Origin of the sequence: Mesobacillus sp. MER 48 (assembly GCF_023714225.1) — a bacterium.
Taxonomy (GTDB): Bacteria; Bacillota; Bacilli; order Bacillales; family Cytobacillaceae; genus Mesobacillus; species Mesobacillus oceanisediminis_A.
The window spans coordinates 20,159-36,109 of record NZ_JAMAUR010000005.1 but is presented as its reverse complement, the minus strand read 5'-3'; the positions used below and the strand labels follow the sequence as shown (position 1 = coordinate 36,109).

General features: G+C 33.9%; 20 protein-coding genes and 2 pseudogenes. 7 read left to right on the top strand and 15 right to left on the bottom strand.

The window, feature by feature from the left end; all coding sequences use genetic code 11:
• Positions 1–68: 68 nt before the first annotated feature.
• Together M3593_RS16895 and M3593_RS16890 are read right to left on the bottom strand one after the other, a co-directional pair.
• On the bottom strand, positions 69–626 hold the full coding sequence (locus M3593_RS16895; protein ID WP_251543642.1) for a cysteine hydrolase family protein: 558 nt from the start codon (positions 624–626) through the stop codon (positions 69–71).
• Between the two features lie 264 nt (positions 627–890).
• Positions 891–1,241 (bottom strand): YciI family protein, encoded by a 351-nt coding sequence (locus M3593_RS16890; protein ID WP_251543644.1) that lies wholly within the window; start codon positions 1,239–1,241, stop codon positions 891–893.
• Positions 1,242–1,459: 218 nt separating this feature from the next.
• Here M3593_RS16890 and M3593_RS16885 point away from each other — a divergent pair, with 218 nt between their 5' ends.
• Together M3593_RS16885 and M3593_RS16880 are read left to right on the top strand one after the other, a co-directional pair.
• Positions 1,460–1,999, top strand: a complete 540-nt coding sequence (locus M3593_RS16885) for an MEDS domain-containing protein (protein ID WP_251543646.1) — start codon at positions 1,460–1,462, stop codon at positions 1,997–1,999.
• A gap of 582 nt (positions 2,000–2,581) precedes the next feature.
• The gene (locus tag M3593_RS16880; RefSeq protein ID WP_251543648.1) at positions 2,582–3,064 is read left to right on the top strand and encodes a hypothetical protein; all 483 of its coding nucleotides are present in this window, start codon (positions 2,582–2,584) and stop codon (positions 3,062–3,064) included.
• Positions 3,065–3,237: 173 nt separating this feature from the next.
• Here the strand turns inward: M3593_RS16880 and M3593_RS16875 are convergent, their stop codons facing one another.
• The 9 genes and pseudogenes from M3593_RS16875 to M3593_RS16835 form a co-directional block, all read right to left on the bottom strand.
• Positions 3,238–3,669, bottom strand: a complete 432-nt coding sequence (locus M3593_RS16875; RefSeq protein WP_251543650.1) for an NUDIX hydrolase — start codon at positions 3,667–3,669, stop codon at positions 3,238–3,240.
• A gap of 29 nt (positions 3,670–3,698) precedes the next feature.
• Positions 3,699–3,994, bottom strand: a pseudogene (locus M3593_RS16870) (IS1595 family transposase); the annotation flags it as partial.
• A gap of 76 nt (positions 3,995–4,070) precedes the next feature.
• Complete coding sequence (locus M3593_RS16865) at positions 4,071–4,397, bottom strand: hypothetical protein (RefSeq protein WP_251543652.1); 327 nt, start codon at positions 4,395–4,397, stop codon at positions 4,071–4,073.
• A 122-nt stretch (positions 4,398–4,519) separates the two neighbouring features.
• A complete protein-coding gene (locus M3593_RS16860) occupies positions 4,520–5,107 on the bottom strand; it encodes a T6SS immunity protein Tdi1 domain-containing protein (protein ID WP_251543653.1) in 588 nt (195 codons plus the stop codon).
• A 110-nt stretch (positions 5,108–5,217) separates the two neighbouring features.
• Positions 5,218–5,823, bottom strand: a complete 606-nt coding sequence (locus M3593_RS16855; protein ID WP_251543655.1) for a hypothetical protein — start codon at positions 5,821–5,823, stop codon at positions 5,218–5,220.
• A 200-nt stretch (positions 5,824–6,023) separates the two neighbouring features.
• Entirely contained in the window at positions 6,024–6,530 is a 507-nt protein-coding gene (locus M3593_RS16850) for a hypothetical protein (RefSeq protein WP_251543657.1), read from the bottom strand.
• Positions 6,531–6,626: 96 nt separating this feature from the next.
• Positions 6,627–7,118, bottom strand: coding sequence for a hypothetical protein (locus M3593_RS16845; RefSeq protein ID WP_251543659.1), 492 nt, complete (start codon positions 7,116–7,118; stop codon positions 6,627–6,629).
• A gap of 181 nt (positions 7,119–7,299) precedes the next feature.
• Entirely contained in the window at positions 7,300–7,851 is a 552-nt protein-coding gene (locus M3593_RS16840; protein ID WP_251543661.1) for a hypothetical protein, read from the bottom strand.
• Between the two features lie 215 nt (positions 7,852–8,066).
• Positions 8,067–8,588 (bottom strand): GNAT family N-acetyltransferase, encoded by a 522-nt coding sequence (locus tag M3593_RS16835; protein ID WP_251543663.1) that lies wholly within the window; start codon positions 8,586–8,588, stop codon positions 8,067–8,069.
• A gap of 253 nt (positions 8,589–8,841) precedes the next feature.
• Between M3593_RS16835 and M3593_RS16830 the strand changes: the two genes are divergently transcribed.
• Positions 8,842–9,312, top strand: a complete 471-nt coding sequence (locus tag M3593_RS16830; RefSeq protein WP_251543665.1) for a DinB family protein — start codon at positions 8,842–8,844, stop codon at positions 9,310–9,312.
• 408 nt (positions 9,313–9,720) lie between these two features.
• Positions 9,721–9,909 carry a penicillin-binding protein gene (locus M3593_RS16825; RefSeq protein WP_395883904.1) on the top strand — a complete coding sequence of 63 codons (189 nt, stop codon included), beginning with the start codon at positions 9,721–9,723 and terminating at the stop codon, positions 9,907–9,909.
• Between the two features lie 243 nt (positions 9,910–10,152).
• Here M3593_RS16825 and M3593_RS16820 read toward each other — a convergent pair whose 3' ends face one another.
• The 4 genes and pseudogenes from M3593_RS16820 to M3593_RS24375 all read right to left on the bottom strand — a co-directional run bounded on the left by M3593_RS16820 (position 10,153) and on the right by M3593_RS24375 (position 12,273).
• The gene (locus M3593_RS16820; protein WP_251543667.1) at positions 10,153–10,572 is read right to left on the bottom strand and encodes a hypothetical protein; all 420 of its coding nucleotides are present in this window, start codon (positions 10,570–10,572) and stop codon (positions 10,153–10,155) included.
• Between the two features lie 248 nt (positions 10,573–10,820).
• Positions 10,821–11,009 (bottom strand): annotated as a pseudogene (locus tag M3593_RS16815) (IS110 family transposase); the annotation flags it as partial.
• 156 nt (positions 11,010–11,165) lie between these two features.
• Positions 11,166–11,630, bottom strand: a complete 465-nt coding sequence (locus M3593_RS16810; RefSeq protein WP_251543669.1) for a hypothetical protein — start codon at positions 11,628–11,630, stop codon at positions 11,166–11,168.
• 490 nt (positions 11,631–12,120) lie between these two features.
• Positions 12,121–12,273, bottom strand: a complete 153-nt coding sequence (locus M3593_RS24375; protein ID WP_483308925.1) for a MafI2 family immunity protein — start codon at positions 12,271–12,273, stop codon at positions 12,121–12,123.
• A 1,187-nt stretch (positions 12,274–13,460) separates the two neighbouring features.
• Here M3593_RS24375 and M3593_RS16805 point away from each other — a divergent pair.
• The 3 genes from M3593_RS16805 to M3593_RS16795 are packed head-to-tail and all read left to right on the top strand — an operon-like array spanning position 13,461 to position 15,911.
• The gene (locus tag M3593_RS16805; protein WP_251543671.1) at positions 13,461–14,207 is read left to right on the top strand and encodes a DUF2087 domain-containing protein; all 747 of its coding nucleotides are present in this window, start codon (positions 13,461–13,463) and stop codon (positions 14,205–14,207) included.
• 24 nt (positions 14,208–14,231) lie between these two features.
• Positions 14,232–14,576 (top strand): GIY-YIG nuclease family protein, encoded by a 345-nt coding sequence (locus M3593_RS16800; protein WP_251543673.1) that lies wholly within the window; start codon positions 14,232–14,234, stop codon positions 14,574–14,576.
• Positions 14,577–14,603: 27 nt separating this feature from the next.
• Positions 14,604–15,911: a condensation domain-containing protein gene (locus tag M3593_RS16795; RefSeq protein WP_251543675.1), complete on the top strand. Its 1,308-nt coding sequence runs from the start codon at positions 14,604–14,606 to the stop codon at positions 15,909–15,911.
• Positions 15,912–15,951: the final 40 nt, after the last annotated feature.

The following is a 15,951-nucleotide window of genomic DNA, read 5'->3' as shown; positions in this document are numbered from 1 at the left end:
CCCAATTTCTTAGTAAGAAATTGGGCTTTTACTGTTAATATGAAAAATTTCTATTCTATATTTTCTATTTACCTATATGAATCATGAATTGGATTGAACAAGTCTTCTATTGCATTTCTAACAACTGAAAAGTGTTCCACATTGTAATGACCATGAAGAATTTTATTATGATGATTAATAATTTGTTCTGCACTTAAATCACCACTAGCCGTGGTTGAATGTCCATCACCTACTAATGTAACATCCATCCCGCTAATCGTGGCTGTTCTGACTGCACTGTCTATACAGTGCTCAGTTTTACACCCCATTATAACGACATGCTCAATCTTTTGAGATTTTAGGTAATTCAGTAGTCCTGTTCCATGAAAAGAATTCGTTGCAGCTTTATCAAAAATCCTTGTATTCGCAGGAATATTAATTTCTTCATGAACCTGAAATCCTTTATCTTTCCCTTGAGCAACATCTAAATCTCTTACAAAGACAACTGGAACACCGAATGTTTTTGCTTTTTCAATTACTGAATTGATATTACTTATAAGTTGTTCTTTATTAAATACAGCACTTTCTTTCTGATTTCCATCAATTAACTCTTGTTGGGCATCAATAATTAATAATGTTTGATTCAAGTGATTTTCCCCTTTCAATTATAGGGAAACGCATTATTAAATTTATTTAGACGTATTCCCCTTAGTATTATTTATCCCAATATATTTTTTCTTTGGCATAATATCTACCTCCTAAATGAAAATTTTCGACTGAATTTTCAGACATTAAAATTTTAACACAAAAATAATAATTTATATAGTACCGTTAGTGAAAAAGAAGAAACAAGTTTCAACTAATAATTAGCTTGAGTTCTTGCTTAAAAGATCCTTGGTTACCTCTCGTGCCTAAAATACTTGTCGTAATTCAATCTGACCTTCCCCTTGTCCTTGCGGGTCGGGCATCCGCATGGCCCACTCGATGGCTTCTTCCCTCGTATTCACATCAATCAAAATGAACCCGGCAATCAATTCCTTTGTTTCCGGAAATGGGCCGTCCGTAACCACCGGATTTCCACCTGTTTTCGGGAAATAAATGCGAATCCCATTTGTACTTGGATGAAGCCCTTTAGCCATAACCCGCACACCTGCCTTATCTAATTCCTCATTGTACTTATCCATGGCTTCCATGAGCTCTGGGCTCGGGAGATTTCCGCCTTCTGAATTCTTCGAGGCTTTGACAATCAACATAAACAGCATAAAAAATTCCTCCTTAAGGTTGAATTTGAGTCGTGTCTAACTCATATCTTACTGAGGAGCCCTATTTTTATCAAAGCTCAAAAACAACAATCTACAGGAATGCTAAACTGCCTGTTTAGCTTATTTAATGTTTTATTTTGCTGGCGGAACCCTTTTCAATATAAATTTGTGATAAAGTTATTTAAAGGCTCATATGTCTATTTCAATGGGGTGCACATGTGGAAAGTACGCATTTAATGGAAGTTAATGAAATTCAAAACCTTACTAAGGGCCATGTTTTATATTTCTATGAGAATCAGGATCAGTATATTTTAAATGCGGCCGAATTTATCACTTCCGGTTTGGAACTGAATGAATATTGTATCATTGTAGAAAATGATCGAAATACATTGTTGATTAAAAAAAGACTCACGTTATTAGTGAATGAATGCCAATTAGAAAAAGTGGTGTTTGTCAATAATTATGACTTCTATTATGCCACGGGAGACTTTAGAGTTAATTCTGTTTTCGATTATCTTCCCGACTTAACTGGAGGTAATTCAGAACTTGATTTAGTCGCCCGAAGCTGGGCCCATGTAGAATGGCGGGATGAGCGGGAAGTAAGTAAAAAATTATTGGATTCTGAAAATGAAGCTGATAAAATTGTGACCGAAACAAATCTTCTTTCTGTTTGTGCCTACGATTCAAAAAGGGTTAGTAAGGAATTTAAGGAAGGGCTTCTACCTTGCCACAACTTTCTTGTAAAAGAGAAGGTATGAAGCAACAGGATAACATATTATTACAGATTTATTTTTTCCGAATATGTCCTGTATACGAAATCAAGCTCACTTTGAATAAAATGGTTGGTATTATAGCATATAAAATAACAGTGTGATGATGACCATTCTCATGCTGCTAATCAGTGTGCTAAATACAGTGTTAATTCTTATGAAAAAACGTCATAAACCTTGATATATCAATTAAAAGGCATGCAAAATCATATGGATTCAGCATGCCTTTTGTTTTGATTTTTTACGTTTTGCACTCCAATAGAGAACCCATTATCCTGCAAAGTAACATTATCTCTTTTGAAATGCAAAATAGGAAAAAGCATAGCAAATAACAACAAGTTTCATATATGAATTAGCAAACCAAAGCGCATCCTATTTAGCAATAAAGAAGGAACTAGATATGAAAAATTCTAGTTCTTTTCTTTTACTTCTTTATTAAAGTAAAGCACCCTTTAGTTTAAGTACATTTGTTCACAAACTTAGTTTTTTTAATCACTAACTCCAGTGACATTAGAGGGTATATTGATATCTTTTTTGTGATAAAATCCATATATAGGAAGGGGTGGGATTTTGAAGAAGATAATGTTTCTAATTTCATTTGTTTTCTTATTAGTTGGTTGTAGCGATAAGGAAACGAGCATTGAAAAAAATGCAAAACCAACAAACAGTTCCGTAAGTGTTTCAAATGATCAGGAGAAGGAAGAGCTTGAAAAATTGTTAGAACAAAGACCAAACGTAACCTCTGACCAACTAAGAACCACTATAAATCAGACATTAAAAATATTTGATAGAATGCTTAAAAAAGATTATGAATATCTTGAATCTGTTGCTGATGACTCTGTTACCATAGACAAAGAAAATGACTCTTTTAAATTTAATGAGATTGAGCAGAAATTTATTCATAATCTAGATTATGGCCTTCTTGAATTTCGTGGAATACATTTAGAGGATGATTTAATCACAGTTAATTTCGCTCAGAACAGCATTGAGTATGAATTTTATTACGTATTGAAAAACGATGAAATATTCCTGAATTCGTTTTTAACTAATTAATACCTTGGCAAATAAAGTACTTAAAAATTTCTTAGAGCAATAAGCTCTGAGTTTTTTTATGGTTAGCTATGTTAAAGGATAATGTTGATTTTTTATATAAAGAAAGGGAACTCCATAATTGTAATGGAGTCCCCTGTTTTAACTAGAGTCATCTATTATGGAATTTAAAATTATTAAAATTCAATATAAAAAGGTCGTGTGTCTTCATTCAAACAGTATTCAATTCTTTGTCTAAAGTTCATAAAAGTTACCATTTCTAAAGCTTGCTCAATAGGATAGAACCCAACTTCCAAACTTTCTGGTGTAGTAGTTAATTTGCCTCCAACTGGCTTAGCTAAAAACAACGTATTGCATATTGAACGGTTTACATTTTGAAATATTCCACAAAATTTTAGTATCTCAACATCAATACCTGTTTCCTCTTTAGTTTCCCTTATTGCCGCATTTTTTAAAGATTCACCTTCTTCTACTTGTCCACCTGGCATTTCCCAACCTCTTCTAGGTCCCTTAATTAACAGTATTTCTTTATGTTCATTGATTACAATAGTCGCTGCTGAAACTATATGTTTTGGCGGTGAGTAAATGTTTTGTGTGCTTTGTACCAATTGACTTCCCCATTTCCTTTAAAATTTAATCATTTGGAAAATTTTGATAATCCAAGTTTATCATAGGTCGCATTTGTTGGGAACAGGCAGCTTTCAATAATCATTTTGCTAACCGTTGTATCGTCATTACGGTGTCTGATTTGGTCTAAAAATTGAAACCAGCTCAAATAATGGTCGAGGTACTTTGTTGCCACCCCATTCTATGATAACTATTCAGGTTTTGTATATGATAAACTCCTCGTACCCGTTCTTTACCATATGATTTAAATCTGTAATGCTCAAGTCGTTTTTCTTTTGCATAGGGCATAAATACCCGCCAAGCATCATAACTGCTTCGTTTGTTCAATTAGGAATTCAGCAAAAAGGTGAGTTAATCCTCCCGGATCAACTCACCCAATTGTTTAATAGCCGTTATGCTTTCTCTCTTTTGAAAAGCTAAATAATGCTATTACCAAGCAAATCATACTAAACGCCCAAATAACCCCAGAAATACCTATCTGGAGTGAAATCTCTTCTGAAGCCATCGGATGATTATAGTCGAAGGCAATACCCTTTAATACAAAATATGCTGCAACAGAAATTAATAGCAAATGGAATAATGTCCAGATATATCCAGTACGTTGATTTTTATTTTCCATCCAAAGGAACACAGTGGCTAAAATTGCAATCCCCATCACAATAGACACCCCACCAATTAACAAACCCATTACTTCCTGTTCTAATGGCATACAATTACACCTCCATATTAAATTTCTTCTTCAACAATCCTGCATCGTTAGCACAAAAGAAAAACTGACTACTACAATGACAGTTGGCATTCAACTTTTGTACCGTTCTTTTAATAAGAAATCTAAAATAAACGTTTGTTCAATTGCCCCATACCCCCCCAATAAACTTCCATATCTGATACCTCTAAGTTACTTATTTCATCTTCACCACCTAAGAACAAAGGCAGCTTGTACCCAACACAATTGCTACGATCTAAGGACATGCTATTCTCCTTTTTCCAATCATTAAAGAAATCAATAGCTAAAGCTGCATCTGGATATTCAACCAATTCCTCTTCGTGAAAAGTTAGAAAAGTTGAAGGAATTTCAAGTGCTTCCCCAGTACCAGGCTCAAGCATCAATATCATCGGTTCGCCTTCACTCATTCTTGTAAAATCTAATGCAAAGTGTCTCCCTAGCCAATCATAAGAAAAGCAGAAAATCTTATTTGTATAGACTGGAAATGCTTCATATATAATGTGATTCCATTTATCTAGTTCACTTGCTTTATGTACTCTATACAAACCATCTTTAAAGGTTTGACCCTGAAACTCCTTCATAAATGTCACTGCACCAGACGACTGTTCCAATATAGCTAGGTGGTTACCGTGTAGCTCTGTTTCATAATCTTTGTATTTCACATCAAATGTTTTGCAAAATCTATCGAACATTTAAAGCCTCCAAAAGAGATATAATTCCTTTTATTGTATTATTTCTTGTTCTGCTAAAATGCCACATTAACTTTAGTAACAACTAATTATCATTTTATGAAAAATAAGAGTTAATCGTTCTGTGTGTCGCTTCTAGAACGATAGTATTTATTAATCATACTATTAGCGATAGATACAGCATCATCCTTAGATAATTGATTTTTTGCTTTAGTTAATGAACCCTTTTCAAACGTTACCAATCCTACACGGTATAATAGCTTACTATCCTTATCAGGATCTCTCCAAGTAATAGCTATTTCCTCTATATTGTTGAGGTAAAAAGCCTTGATACCATGATCCAACAATAACTCTTTACCAGGAATAGAAGTACCATCATGATACCAAACCGTACTTGTAACCCTTTTATTATTTCCAGTGTATAGAATCATTATTGCAGGAATCATTCCTGTTGGGTCATTATCGTAATCTAACTTTACATCCTCTACTTTAAAAGGGATTTCTTCTAGCGATGGAGCAACAATCTTATCATGAAGTTTTGTAGGTATTCTATTATATGTGGATTCCAATTGCGGATAATCATCTAGCAGTTTCTCAAACGACGATGCATATAGATTTATGTCTTCCTTATCCTCTGACTCATTTGTTGAATTTGAACAACTGACTAAGAAAATTATCAATACAAGATTGCAAATGAAAAGTTTAAATAGTCTGTTCATAATTCCCTCCAAAACTATACCTGATAAGACAGCTAACTGGATGCTTTTTTAAACACAAATTTGGGATACCTTCTTCCATATAATGCTTCGTTTGTTTCAATAAGGAATTCAACAAAAAAGTGCGGTAATCCTTCCTGGATCATCGCACCCTATAGTTTAAGTAAAAATCTTCACAAAATAAATTTTTGATGTGTATTCTTTTAGGTCTGATTAGCTACTTTTTCTAATTTTGAAATTGCTTTCAATACTGCATCTCTATTTTTTGTAGATTTTATCCAAAAAGGTAGTCTGCTTTCAACACTTAAATAATAAGTTCCATTTTCTCTTATTTCAGCTTCAACGTAATTTTTTATATACTCTAGATGTTCCAGGTTATATGCCCATAAAGTATGACCACAACAGGCTATTTGTAAATATAAAGGATAGCCAAAATACCAATCATATGCCCCTCCAATATTTATATAGCCCTCATTCCATTTACTACCGTAAGAAATTATGGATTGGTTAAAGCAGTTATTTTTTGGTGCAAATTCTTTAGTCATTCCACAGTGTAAACAAAGAAACCTTTTTGTAATTCCCGTTCTATAAGGGGAATGTTCTCCCAACGAGATAACCTTTGCTTTACTTTTACAATTGGGACAAGATACAAGAAATTCATAACCGAAACTTTCTAACAATCGGTGCTGATTTTTAAATTGCTTTTTCATTTAATATGACCACACCTTAGCTAAGATAAATAAATTATTCTTTAAAATTAACGTCAATTCCTTCTTTCATTAACCTGCAACTTTAGTTGAAGAACCTTAATATACCAGTAATGTAACTAAATTATCATTCACTTTAGCTCCACAAGGAAAGTTTCCCGATTCATATACTATTAATAGCTCTTTAAAAAAGTTGACTTCATTCTCCCTTATGCTAAATGAACTTTCCATAATTGCATTTACAATATCCCATTTTACACAATCAATAAAAACTTGATCTAGGTTGTTCTGTTCCTTTATGATCCCTATTTTTGGAACTATCTCTTTTTCGATAAATCCCTTTGCTTCTTTAACCATACTATTCCAATTAATGTATTGCGGACGATATTTTCTATGTAATAAGCTGGTTAGTTCATTTTGATATTCAAGTGTAATCCTTTCCCATTCAGGCTTTAGATAGGACTCTCTGGCTTCCTCCCAAGACTCAACGTATTTGACAGGGAAATTAATATTAGTTTTAACTTCAAACCCACTATTGGAGAACCAATCTATATTAGAAATTCGTAATAAAAAATCTTTATTAAGATTCATAGAACACCCTTTTACTTCTAATTTTTTGTTTAATTCATGAGGTTTCTTATTTAACTATCCTGCATCGTTTGTTTAATAAGGAATTCGACAAAAAAGGGCGAAAATCCTTTTGGATCATCGCACCCGTTAGTTCAATAGTGCACCATTTCGGAGACTAATATTGTATAAATGAATCTAATCCCTACTGTTTTAAATCAACTTGTGTATCTTCTACATAGGGAGAGTGGAAAATTACTTTCTCGTCGTCTATCCATTCAGCCTCATCTACTCCCAGCACTTCTAAGTCGTCAGCGGTAATTCGCCTCGTCTGAATACTATGTTCTTTCACCTTTTTCATCAGACCAGGAATTGATGTATAAAGATAAAAGTTATAAAAGTGATTGGTTTCTCCTAAGGTGGCATTTCTATGTCCTATCATTACCTTTACGTTACCTGTTGGGGAGTCAATGGTATGATAGGAGTTGTTAGTTACCGAAAACAATCCTAAAAATAGGAATGCTGTAATCGTGACGATAATAGTTAATACTCGGTCTATCTTGTGAGCAAAAGCAAAAACATAAAATGCAACTAAAGTAAGCAGGATGGGCAACTTATTATTAGTGGATTTTACAAAGGAAAAATAAAAATTATTGATAGACATTATAATAACAATCAAATCAAAAACTAAAACGGAAATTAAGAATACCATCGTGCCATCTAAATTGGGTAATCTCTTGGTTTTATTCGTTGTCATTCACCTCTTTTTCTTCCCCTATATCAATTACTCCAGATGAAATTTTTTCCTTTTATTAACATTTAATGTTAATATACTAATACATAGAAAAAGTAGATATAAGTTTAGTTTTTTGCAACAATCATTCTTCAACAAACCTGCCCCTTTACTTTAATAAGAAGTTTCAAAAAATACGCGTTAATCCAGGATCAACGCTCCCATTAACACAACAGTATTTAGACAAGTTTGTACATTAAGATATCATCTACATATTCATTGGTATCCATCTTGAATTCTTTAATCTTTCTTCCTTCCTCGACAAACCCCATACCCTTATATAAAGCTATTGCTCTTTCATTTGTTGAGAATACACCTAAAGAAACTTTTTCAATAAATGGATTTTGTTCCGCCCAATCCAACATATCTTTCATCAATAACTTACCAATCCCCATGCTTCGATAATCTTTCTTTATCATCATTCCAATTGAACCAGTATGAGAAAGCCTTATTCTGTTTGGTGACATAAGCACTATCCAGCCTACTATCTCATTTGAAATTTCTGCAACCAACATGGTTTCTTTGTCGTTTTGCAAAATCATCCCTATCCATTCTCTTTGTTGTTCTAAGGTCTTATTAAATTCCTCAGAAAGAGTTATTAAATAATCGCCTTCCGATACTACTTCTTTTTGTATATATAAAATCGCTAAAGCATCTTCTAACTTCGCTCTTCGGATAACAATGTCTTCTTTCTTAGCCAACTTCTCCACTCCTTAACTGTCGCTTAATATAGAAAAGTTCTACTTTTTAATATTAAATCCTTCTTCAACATTACTGCGCCGTTTGTTTAATAATAACTCTATAACATTACACAATACAGTGCTTGAATACCTTCTAGCAAAACTACATCGTTATAATTCGTTAATATAATTTCTAATAAACTTCAACAAAAAGTCCCGCAAGAACATATATTCGTGTATTATTTATTTATGACTATCAAGGGAGGGTCTCTTTTTGAATTCAATTGACCTAATTATTTTAAACTTCAATGAAGTTAGAAGAAGAAGCATTAAGGTGTGGTCATCAATACCTGAAGAAAAACTAAAATGGAAGCCTGATGATGAAGCCATGAATTGCATAGAAATGATCAGGCATGTTTTGGAAAGCGAACATTATTATCACCTAGCTATCATTAATAGAGGGAGCCTTTCAGAGTTTACTTCTCCTTTCGAAAACAGGCCTTTCACTACAGTAAGCGCGGAATTGGAGTTTGCAAAACCATATCGTAATAAGTTCTTCGACACAATCAAGTCATTTTCTGAGGAAGATTTAACAAATATAAAGATAGACCGCTCTGATTCAGGATACATAAGAGACTTGGGGGATATGCTCCTCCGTATTGCCTACCACGAATCAATTCACACTGGTCAGCTATTGGATTATTTAAGAACTGCAGGGGTTCCAAGGATACGAGTTTGGGATTAAATTATAATACAGGTGCTTTCACTATAGTGAAGTACCTTTTATTTTGTGTTAGTTCTTCAGAGACTAAAAAGTGAGATAGTATTCAAGAGCTCTTCTTCAACTCCCTGCATCGTTTGTATTTAAAGTAGGGTTCATCATTTTCGACTGCATATTGGGGGGATTTTGCCCCAAATTGTTTCTTTGAGTTTATCTATAATTTGAACTTGGTTTTCATTATCAGAATAAAATGTGCCTTTGAATCAGGGAACTTGTTTATACACCATTTTTTTCTCCACATATATTGATATTGCAAGTAATTCAATAAATGAAAGGAGGATAATGATAATGTGTGAATACTGTGATTCTAATGAGGGTCATCAAAAGAGGACAAGTTCAAGCCGCAGCAGATGTGATAAATGTGCTTGTAATATACTAAACAGGTTAGAGCGAGGAACAGAAGTAGATGTATTTTTATCAGGTGGTAAAGTATTAGAAGATGTAATCTTCTTGAGAATTAATAATAGAACTTGCTGTGCAACGTTTAAAGACGAAGAAAAAGAGCCAGGTACCACTCTTTTTGTCGACTGCCGTGACATAGTTGCTCTTCGTATAGAGTAACTTTAGCCGAAATTAAAGCCTGTTTGGGATATCCAAATAGGCTTTAAAATTAAAATAATATTTTTTATAGTCGGATCCTCCCTAATAATAAAGATTTTAATAATAATATCTTCATTCTTATTGAACAATCCTGCTCCGTTCCATAAGGAATTCATAAAAAAGACGTTAATCCTTCCTGGATCAACGCACGAGTTAGGTGAAGAAGGTCATTTCAATAGGTTCTACCGGAAACACCTTTTTCCGTTACTTATGTTCGTAATCTAATACTTCCACCTTAAAGCCGTGACTACATCCAATTTTAGGACTATCACAAGATGGCGATACTCTTACTTTAACCAAGTCTTCTGTATACTCAAATGGTTTATTGTTACTTTCAGGAACTTGAATTCTTAAGGAAATATCATAAGAATGATTATTGTTATAAACAATATTAACAATCCTCTGTTGCTGCCACCCAAAACCAGAAGCCTCTTTTCCTCCATACTCTTTAACTACCCTTTTATCAATGGCTGGAAATATAATATCTCGAATGATATCTTCCGGTGTAACATACCAATCTTCTGCATACGGTTTAATTTCCTTTGGCTCTGGGGGTTTAGCATTAACCAAGTTATTTGTGATAAACATTAATAAAATTGTAAAGAGAACAATTATTTTCTTCACGATGCTCACTCCCATAAATTTTTACAGTTAGATTTCGCATCTTCAATTAATATTATCCACAACAACCAACCCGCATCTTCAAGCCTAACTGTTTAACTAATCTCCCTCAATAAAAGAAGTTAAAACGCCCGATTTCTCTGGTTTTCACAGTATTCCACTAGTAGCCATTTCAGGCTGCAATGTCGTCATTATGGTTGGATTTATCTTACGAGGATAAATTTGGACTTCGAAAGCAAAAAGACTTTTTTGATTTCCGAAATCCATTTAAGAAAATGCTCAATTCCCTCTTTAGTATTTTCAAATTGACATGGGGATCCAAACTCTATTCCCCTGAAATCCTGGGCACGTGCCACATGCTTGAATTTTGCAATATCGACTCCTATAATAAGAGTCTGAGAAGTTATTTGAGCAATCTTCTTATTCTGGTTATAATTCATTTTAAAGCCTCCTGGTATTTGAGATATTTGTCCTTTTTGCTGGCCAGCGTCAGGACTCTCTCATTCTACCAAGAGGTTTTTTTGTTCAAACTCCATTTTCTTTCATTACAGGAATGCTTCACCGTTAGATCAAATATGAATTTATAATGTGGAGGACTAGAAAGATAAATCGATAAATTCTAGTTCCATTTCTGCTTCTGCTTTCGAAGGATAAACGGTAATTTTATCATAGGGTTTCAAGTTGTCTTGCCATGATTCTATATAACTTAGAAAATCCTCACCGTTTTCAGAAATGATCAAGCACTCTAAATGCCTGTTGATGTAACAAATTGGTGCGTCACTTTCCAAATCACATTGTTGACCAACAGTTCCGATAAATCCACCTTTACTATCTTTTGCCATAATATCTATATATGGAACCGTATAAAATTCCAAATGTGGAACATCATCGTCAAAGATAAATTGAATATCATAATCGTTAGCCAATTTTTGATACTCGTCGTTTTTATGATAAACACTCATAGGATAAATTGTTGTGCCTGCTGGTATAACCTCAGTATCTTTTAAATTTACATTTATGGCTCCAGTTAATTCTGATCTATCTAAATAAACCTTTCGCATCTCAACCTCCGTTTAATCTTATTTATAATAAATGCTCATTACTTTTTGAATCCAACAAAAAAGGGTGTGAATCCTGCTCGATTAACCCCCTGGTTGCTTGTTGGTAATATTTTTATCGTTCCACATAATACAGTGTGGAACGACATCAGGATACATCATTTAAATTGTTAGGAGCTTTATAAAATAAACAAAGGGAATCCTTCTAGGAACCCCTTTGTTAACAATCTGTACAATTTGTAAATAATAAAAAGCTCGGCCTAATAGCCACACCTACCAAAAATTAATTGTGATTCAGGTAAAACTTCTTTATTCTTTTCTTGCACAACCCTTTAAGTTGGTTTGGTTAAAAAAGCTGATGCAAAATTACGGGCAGCTTTAAGTTGTAAGTTTATATCCTCTTGAGTGGGCGGAGCCTCGAAAAAGGGATACCATACAACTTCTTTAAATGGATTAGTAAAATGCACATACACCTTTAGTAAATTCATGTTCGTTAGGAGGGAGACTGATGGAAATAATTCAACCAAATATATCGCTGTTGGTCAGGAAGTAAATGTATAGTCACTGCATTTAAATTCTTAGGAATTGAATTCCAAAGTGCTCGTGATGCGTAAGTTAATATATCGTTTTCATTTAATGAGCGCATAAATATCCTCTTTCAGAAATTCAAGGTAAAAGGCGGCTAGTTCATCTGGACCAACAATACTCTTTACTTTAATAAGAGCTATATGAAAAGTAGATGTTCACAACTATTAATCCCATTACCGATAAACTATACAAAGACCAAGCAATTCTTCTGTTGCCTCTAGGAACTTCTTTGTTTTTTAAGACCCGCAATAACTTATAAGTCAAATATACAAACACTAAAATTGAGACTAAAAGCAGTTCATTCATTCTCTTCACTCCTATTTAACAATCCTGTTTCGATCATCCAAAAGAAATTCACTCAAATATGATATCTTTTTTAATCAAACCACCTACTAGAAAGAAATTCAGCTAAGTTTACTTATGCTTCACCCATTCCACTGAGCAAAAGAAGGTATCCTATTGTAATCAGTGCAATAATATTAAGTATTGTTAATAACCATTTACCAATACCCTTTTTACCTTTCATCCCAAGAATGGCTCCTAATAATGGAAATAAGAGCATTGAGTTTATTGCTATTTTACCTGATGAACCGAAAGATACTCCATTTATCATCAAAGAAAATAAAATAATGAATACTCCTTAACAGATAGTTGAAAGAACATTGTATTTTTTCAATTTAACCCCTCCTTATTTTTTTGATATTAAAACAAGCGTTTTATATACCTTTTGCACTTTCTTCTTTATCAATGAACCTGCTATTGCAGCAAAAATATCCCTAATTAAAGACAGCAGTGCAGCCATTATAATTCCTCCAAACAAGCCAGTTATTTCTTACATATTTCTACGGATTTTATCACTTGAATATTTCACCTTTCTTAAGCTATCCTGCTTCGTTAGTCGAATAAGAAATCGCTGAAGGCTTCCATTCAGGCTTCTTGTGTTATGAAAATTTATTTTTCTCCATCTGTTCACTATCGCATCCAGTAGCAATACGTTACTCGGATCCTAAGTTAAGTGAAATAGGTACATTCAGTAGACTAAAATCCAAAAAGGAATCACTTGCAATTCAACTTCAATATTCTTAAACATAATGTATGATTGTTTGTTAATAAACAGATATACAAATAAAATGTTTATTATTAATTGACTGCATTTAAACTTTAATATAAAATGTTTACAAATACACAAACGAAATTATCATATGTTTGTTTTTATCAGGAAAAAGATAGGAAGTGTTTCTAACAATGGAAATATCAAATGTTTTTTGGAGTGCCTCTTTGGAAGAATTGAAAAGTGGATATATTCAAGACAGTGGTTTTATTACTTGTCTTTTATGTGGAGAGAGAGTAGAAAAAGGGATTGTTTATCCTTACGAAAATCGACTTTACGAAGCCGAAAGGTATATGCGTATTCATATTGAGAGTACCCACCTTTCCGTATTTGATTATTTACTTGCCATGGACAAGAAGCTCACGGGCCTTACTGAACATCAAAAGAAACTATTATCTCTTTTTTATCAGGGGAAAAATGATAAAGAAATTCAAAAAGAACTTGGCATTGGAAGCGCCTCTACTATTCGTCATCATCGTTTTGCATTAAAAGAAAAGGAACGTCAGGCAAAGACTTTTTTAGCAATGATGGAATTACTGAAAGAAAAAGATGAACATGCACCAGCTTTCGTACCCGTGCATAAAACAGCCACAATGGTAGATGAAAGATATAACATTACTCAAGAGGAACAGGAGCTATTGATTCATAAATACTTCTCTAAAGGAGTATTGACTAAGTTTCCCAATAAAGAAAAACAAAGACTCGTGGTCCTGAGGGAAATTTCGAAACATTTAAAAACGGATTACCATTATGATGAAAAAGAATTAAATCAGATTTTAAAAGAGTTATATGAGGATTATGTTTTAGTAAGAAGATATTTAGTGGATTACGGATTTTTACAACGCACATCTGACGGGAGCAGTTATTGGTTAAAAAAATAAATGGATAACAGTAGGTGAAAAAACATGGATCGCAAAAAAGAGTTGAAACAACAATACAAGGAAACATCTGTTGAAGCAGGCGTTTATCAGATAAAAAATACGATTAACAATAAAATACTGGTTGGAAGCACCAAAAACTTTAAAACTCTAAACGGAATAAAGTTCATGCTCGAAACGAATGGATATACAACTAACAAAGAACTGCAAAAGGAATGGAACCAGTACGGAAAAGTCGCTTTCAGGATTGACATACTCGAAAAAATGGAAAAGAAGGATGACCCATATTTTAACGAAAAAGAGGCACTACTCGCCCTTGAAGAAAAATGGCTAGAAAAGTTACAACCATTTGGAGAACGTGGTTATAACTAAAAATAGTCTAAAGAAGGAGACAGAACTGTGGAACAAAGAAGACATTCAGTAACACCTCAAGATAGAATGAATTATATATTAGGTCTTTATTCTGCAGATCAACAAATTAATGCAGTTCTTTATTTTCCTTTAGGTATATCAAAGGAAAACCTCGAACAATCAGTAAGGATAACGCTACAATTGCAGCCAGTTTTGAACAGCTGTTTTGTCGAAAATGATACTCCTTACTGGAAGGAACATTCACCTGATACCAATTCTCCTATTTGCCTTTATGCAGAAGGAAATGATCAAGAAATTGAAATGATGGCAATCGATTATATTCAGGAATCTGGAAATCGAATTCAGGGGCCCATGGTTCAAACGAAATTATTACGAGGCACTACAATAGAAATCTTAGTTGTGAAATTGTCCCATCTATGTTCAGATGGTGCAGGAGTCAAAGAATATATCAATTTGCTGGGAACTATTTATACCCAACTTTCCTCGGGCCAATCTAAAGAACAAATTATCAAGGAATATAGTGAGGGGAAAGAGAGTTTTCGTGATCAATCACTTATATTCAAGTATACTGGCATAACAGACATAAAAAGTGCTTATCGCCCTAGCCAAGAACAACAGGCATCATTATGGTCCTTTCCATCACAGCCGAACAAAAATGCGTACCCACAAATGTCCATACGGCGGATAAGCCATGAGCAAACTCTGCGTCTAATCCAATGGACAAAAGCACAACAGGCTACCTTGAATGATGTAATCATGGCTGCTTATTTCCGAGCTTTATCACGTTTCGCTATGTATGCAGAACCTCGCACTGCAGAAAAAATGATCGGAATAACAATCGATTTACGTCGATATCTTCCTAATCATACAACTGGGGCTATTTGCAACCTATCCGGTATGGAAATGCCCATGATTAATATGGAAGATGAGGAAACATTTAATCAGACTCTCATTCGAGTCAAACAATCCATGGATAAAATAAAGACTCAAAATCCAGGTCTTTCTTCAGCTGCAGGAATGGAACTTCTGGCAGGAATGAATCTATCTGCCGTGAAGGAAATGTACAAGCAGCAATACGAACAGGCAATACAAATGGAGATGGCATTGCCGTTACTAACAAATTTCGGTGTGATCGCAGAGGAACCTATCCGGTTTGGTGAAATTCAAGCAGAAGATGGGTATATGACATCACCCATTATGTATGCACCATTCTTCACAATGGGGGCTAGTGCGTATAACGGAAGACTCACATTGACGATTGGTTATCATACACCTGGTACTTCAAAAGAACAAGTAGAGTATTTTCTAAATCATGTGGTTAATGAACTCCTATAATTGTTCACAGAACAGCTATCTTAACAGCTGTTTAGTCGAT

Bases quoted from the DNA above. Each gene is read 5' to 3' on its own strand.
- M3593_RS16890 (WP_251543644.1), bottom strand. From the start codon at position 1,241: ATGCTGTTTATGTTGATTGTCAAAGCCTCGAAGAATTCAGAAGGCGGA.
- M3593_RS16865 (WP_251543652.1), bottom strand. From the start codon at position 4,397: ATGCCATTAGAACAGGAAGTAATGGGTTTGTTAATTGGTGGGGTGTCT.
- M3593_RS16860 (WP_251543653.1), bottom strand. From the start codon at position 5,107: ATGTTCGATAGATTTTGCAAAACATTTGATGTGAAATACAAAGATTAT.
- M3593_RS16855 (WP_251543655.1), bottom strand. From the start codon at position 5,823: ATGAACAGACTATTTAAACTTTTCATTTGCAATCTTGTATTGATAATT.
- M3593_RS16850 (WP_251543657.1), bottom strand. From the start codon at position 6,530: ATGAAAAAGCAATTTAAAAATCAGCACCGATTGTTAGAAAGTTTCGGT.
- M3593_RS16845 (WP_251543659.1), bottom strand. From the start codon at position 7,118: ATGAATCTTAATAAAGATTTTTTATTACGAATTTCTAATATAGATTGG.
- M3593_RS16840 (WP_251543661.1), bottom strand. From the start codon at position 7,851: ATGACAACGAATAAAACCAAGAGATTACCCAATTTAGATGGCACGATG.
- M3593_RS16810 (WP_251543669.1), bottom strand. From the start codon at position 11,630: ATGCGAAAGGTTTATTTAGATAGATCAGAATTAACTGGAGCCATAAAT.
- M3593_RS24375 (WP_483308925.1), bottom strand. From the start codon at position 12,273: ATGCGCTCATTAAATGAAAACGATATATTAACTTACGCATCACGAGCA.
- M3593_RS16805 (WP_251543671.1), top strand. From the start codon at position 13,461: ATGGAAATATCAAATGTTTTTTGGAGTGCCTCTTTGGAAGAATTGAAA.
- M3593_RS16800 (WP_251543673.1), top strand. From the start codon at position 14,232: ATGGATCGCAAAAAAGAGTTGAAACAACAATACAAGGAAACATCTGTT.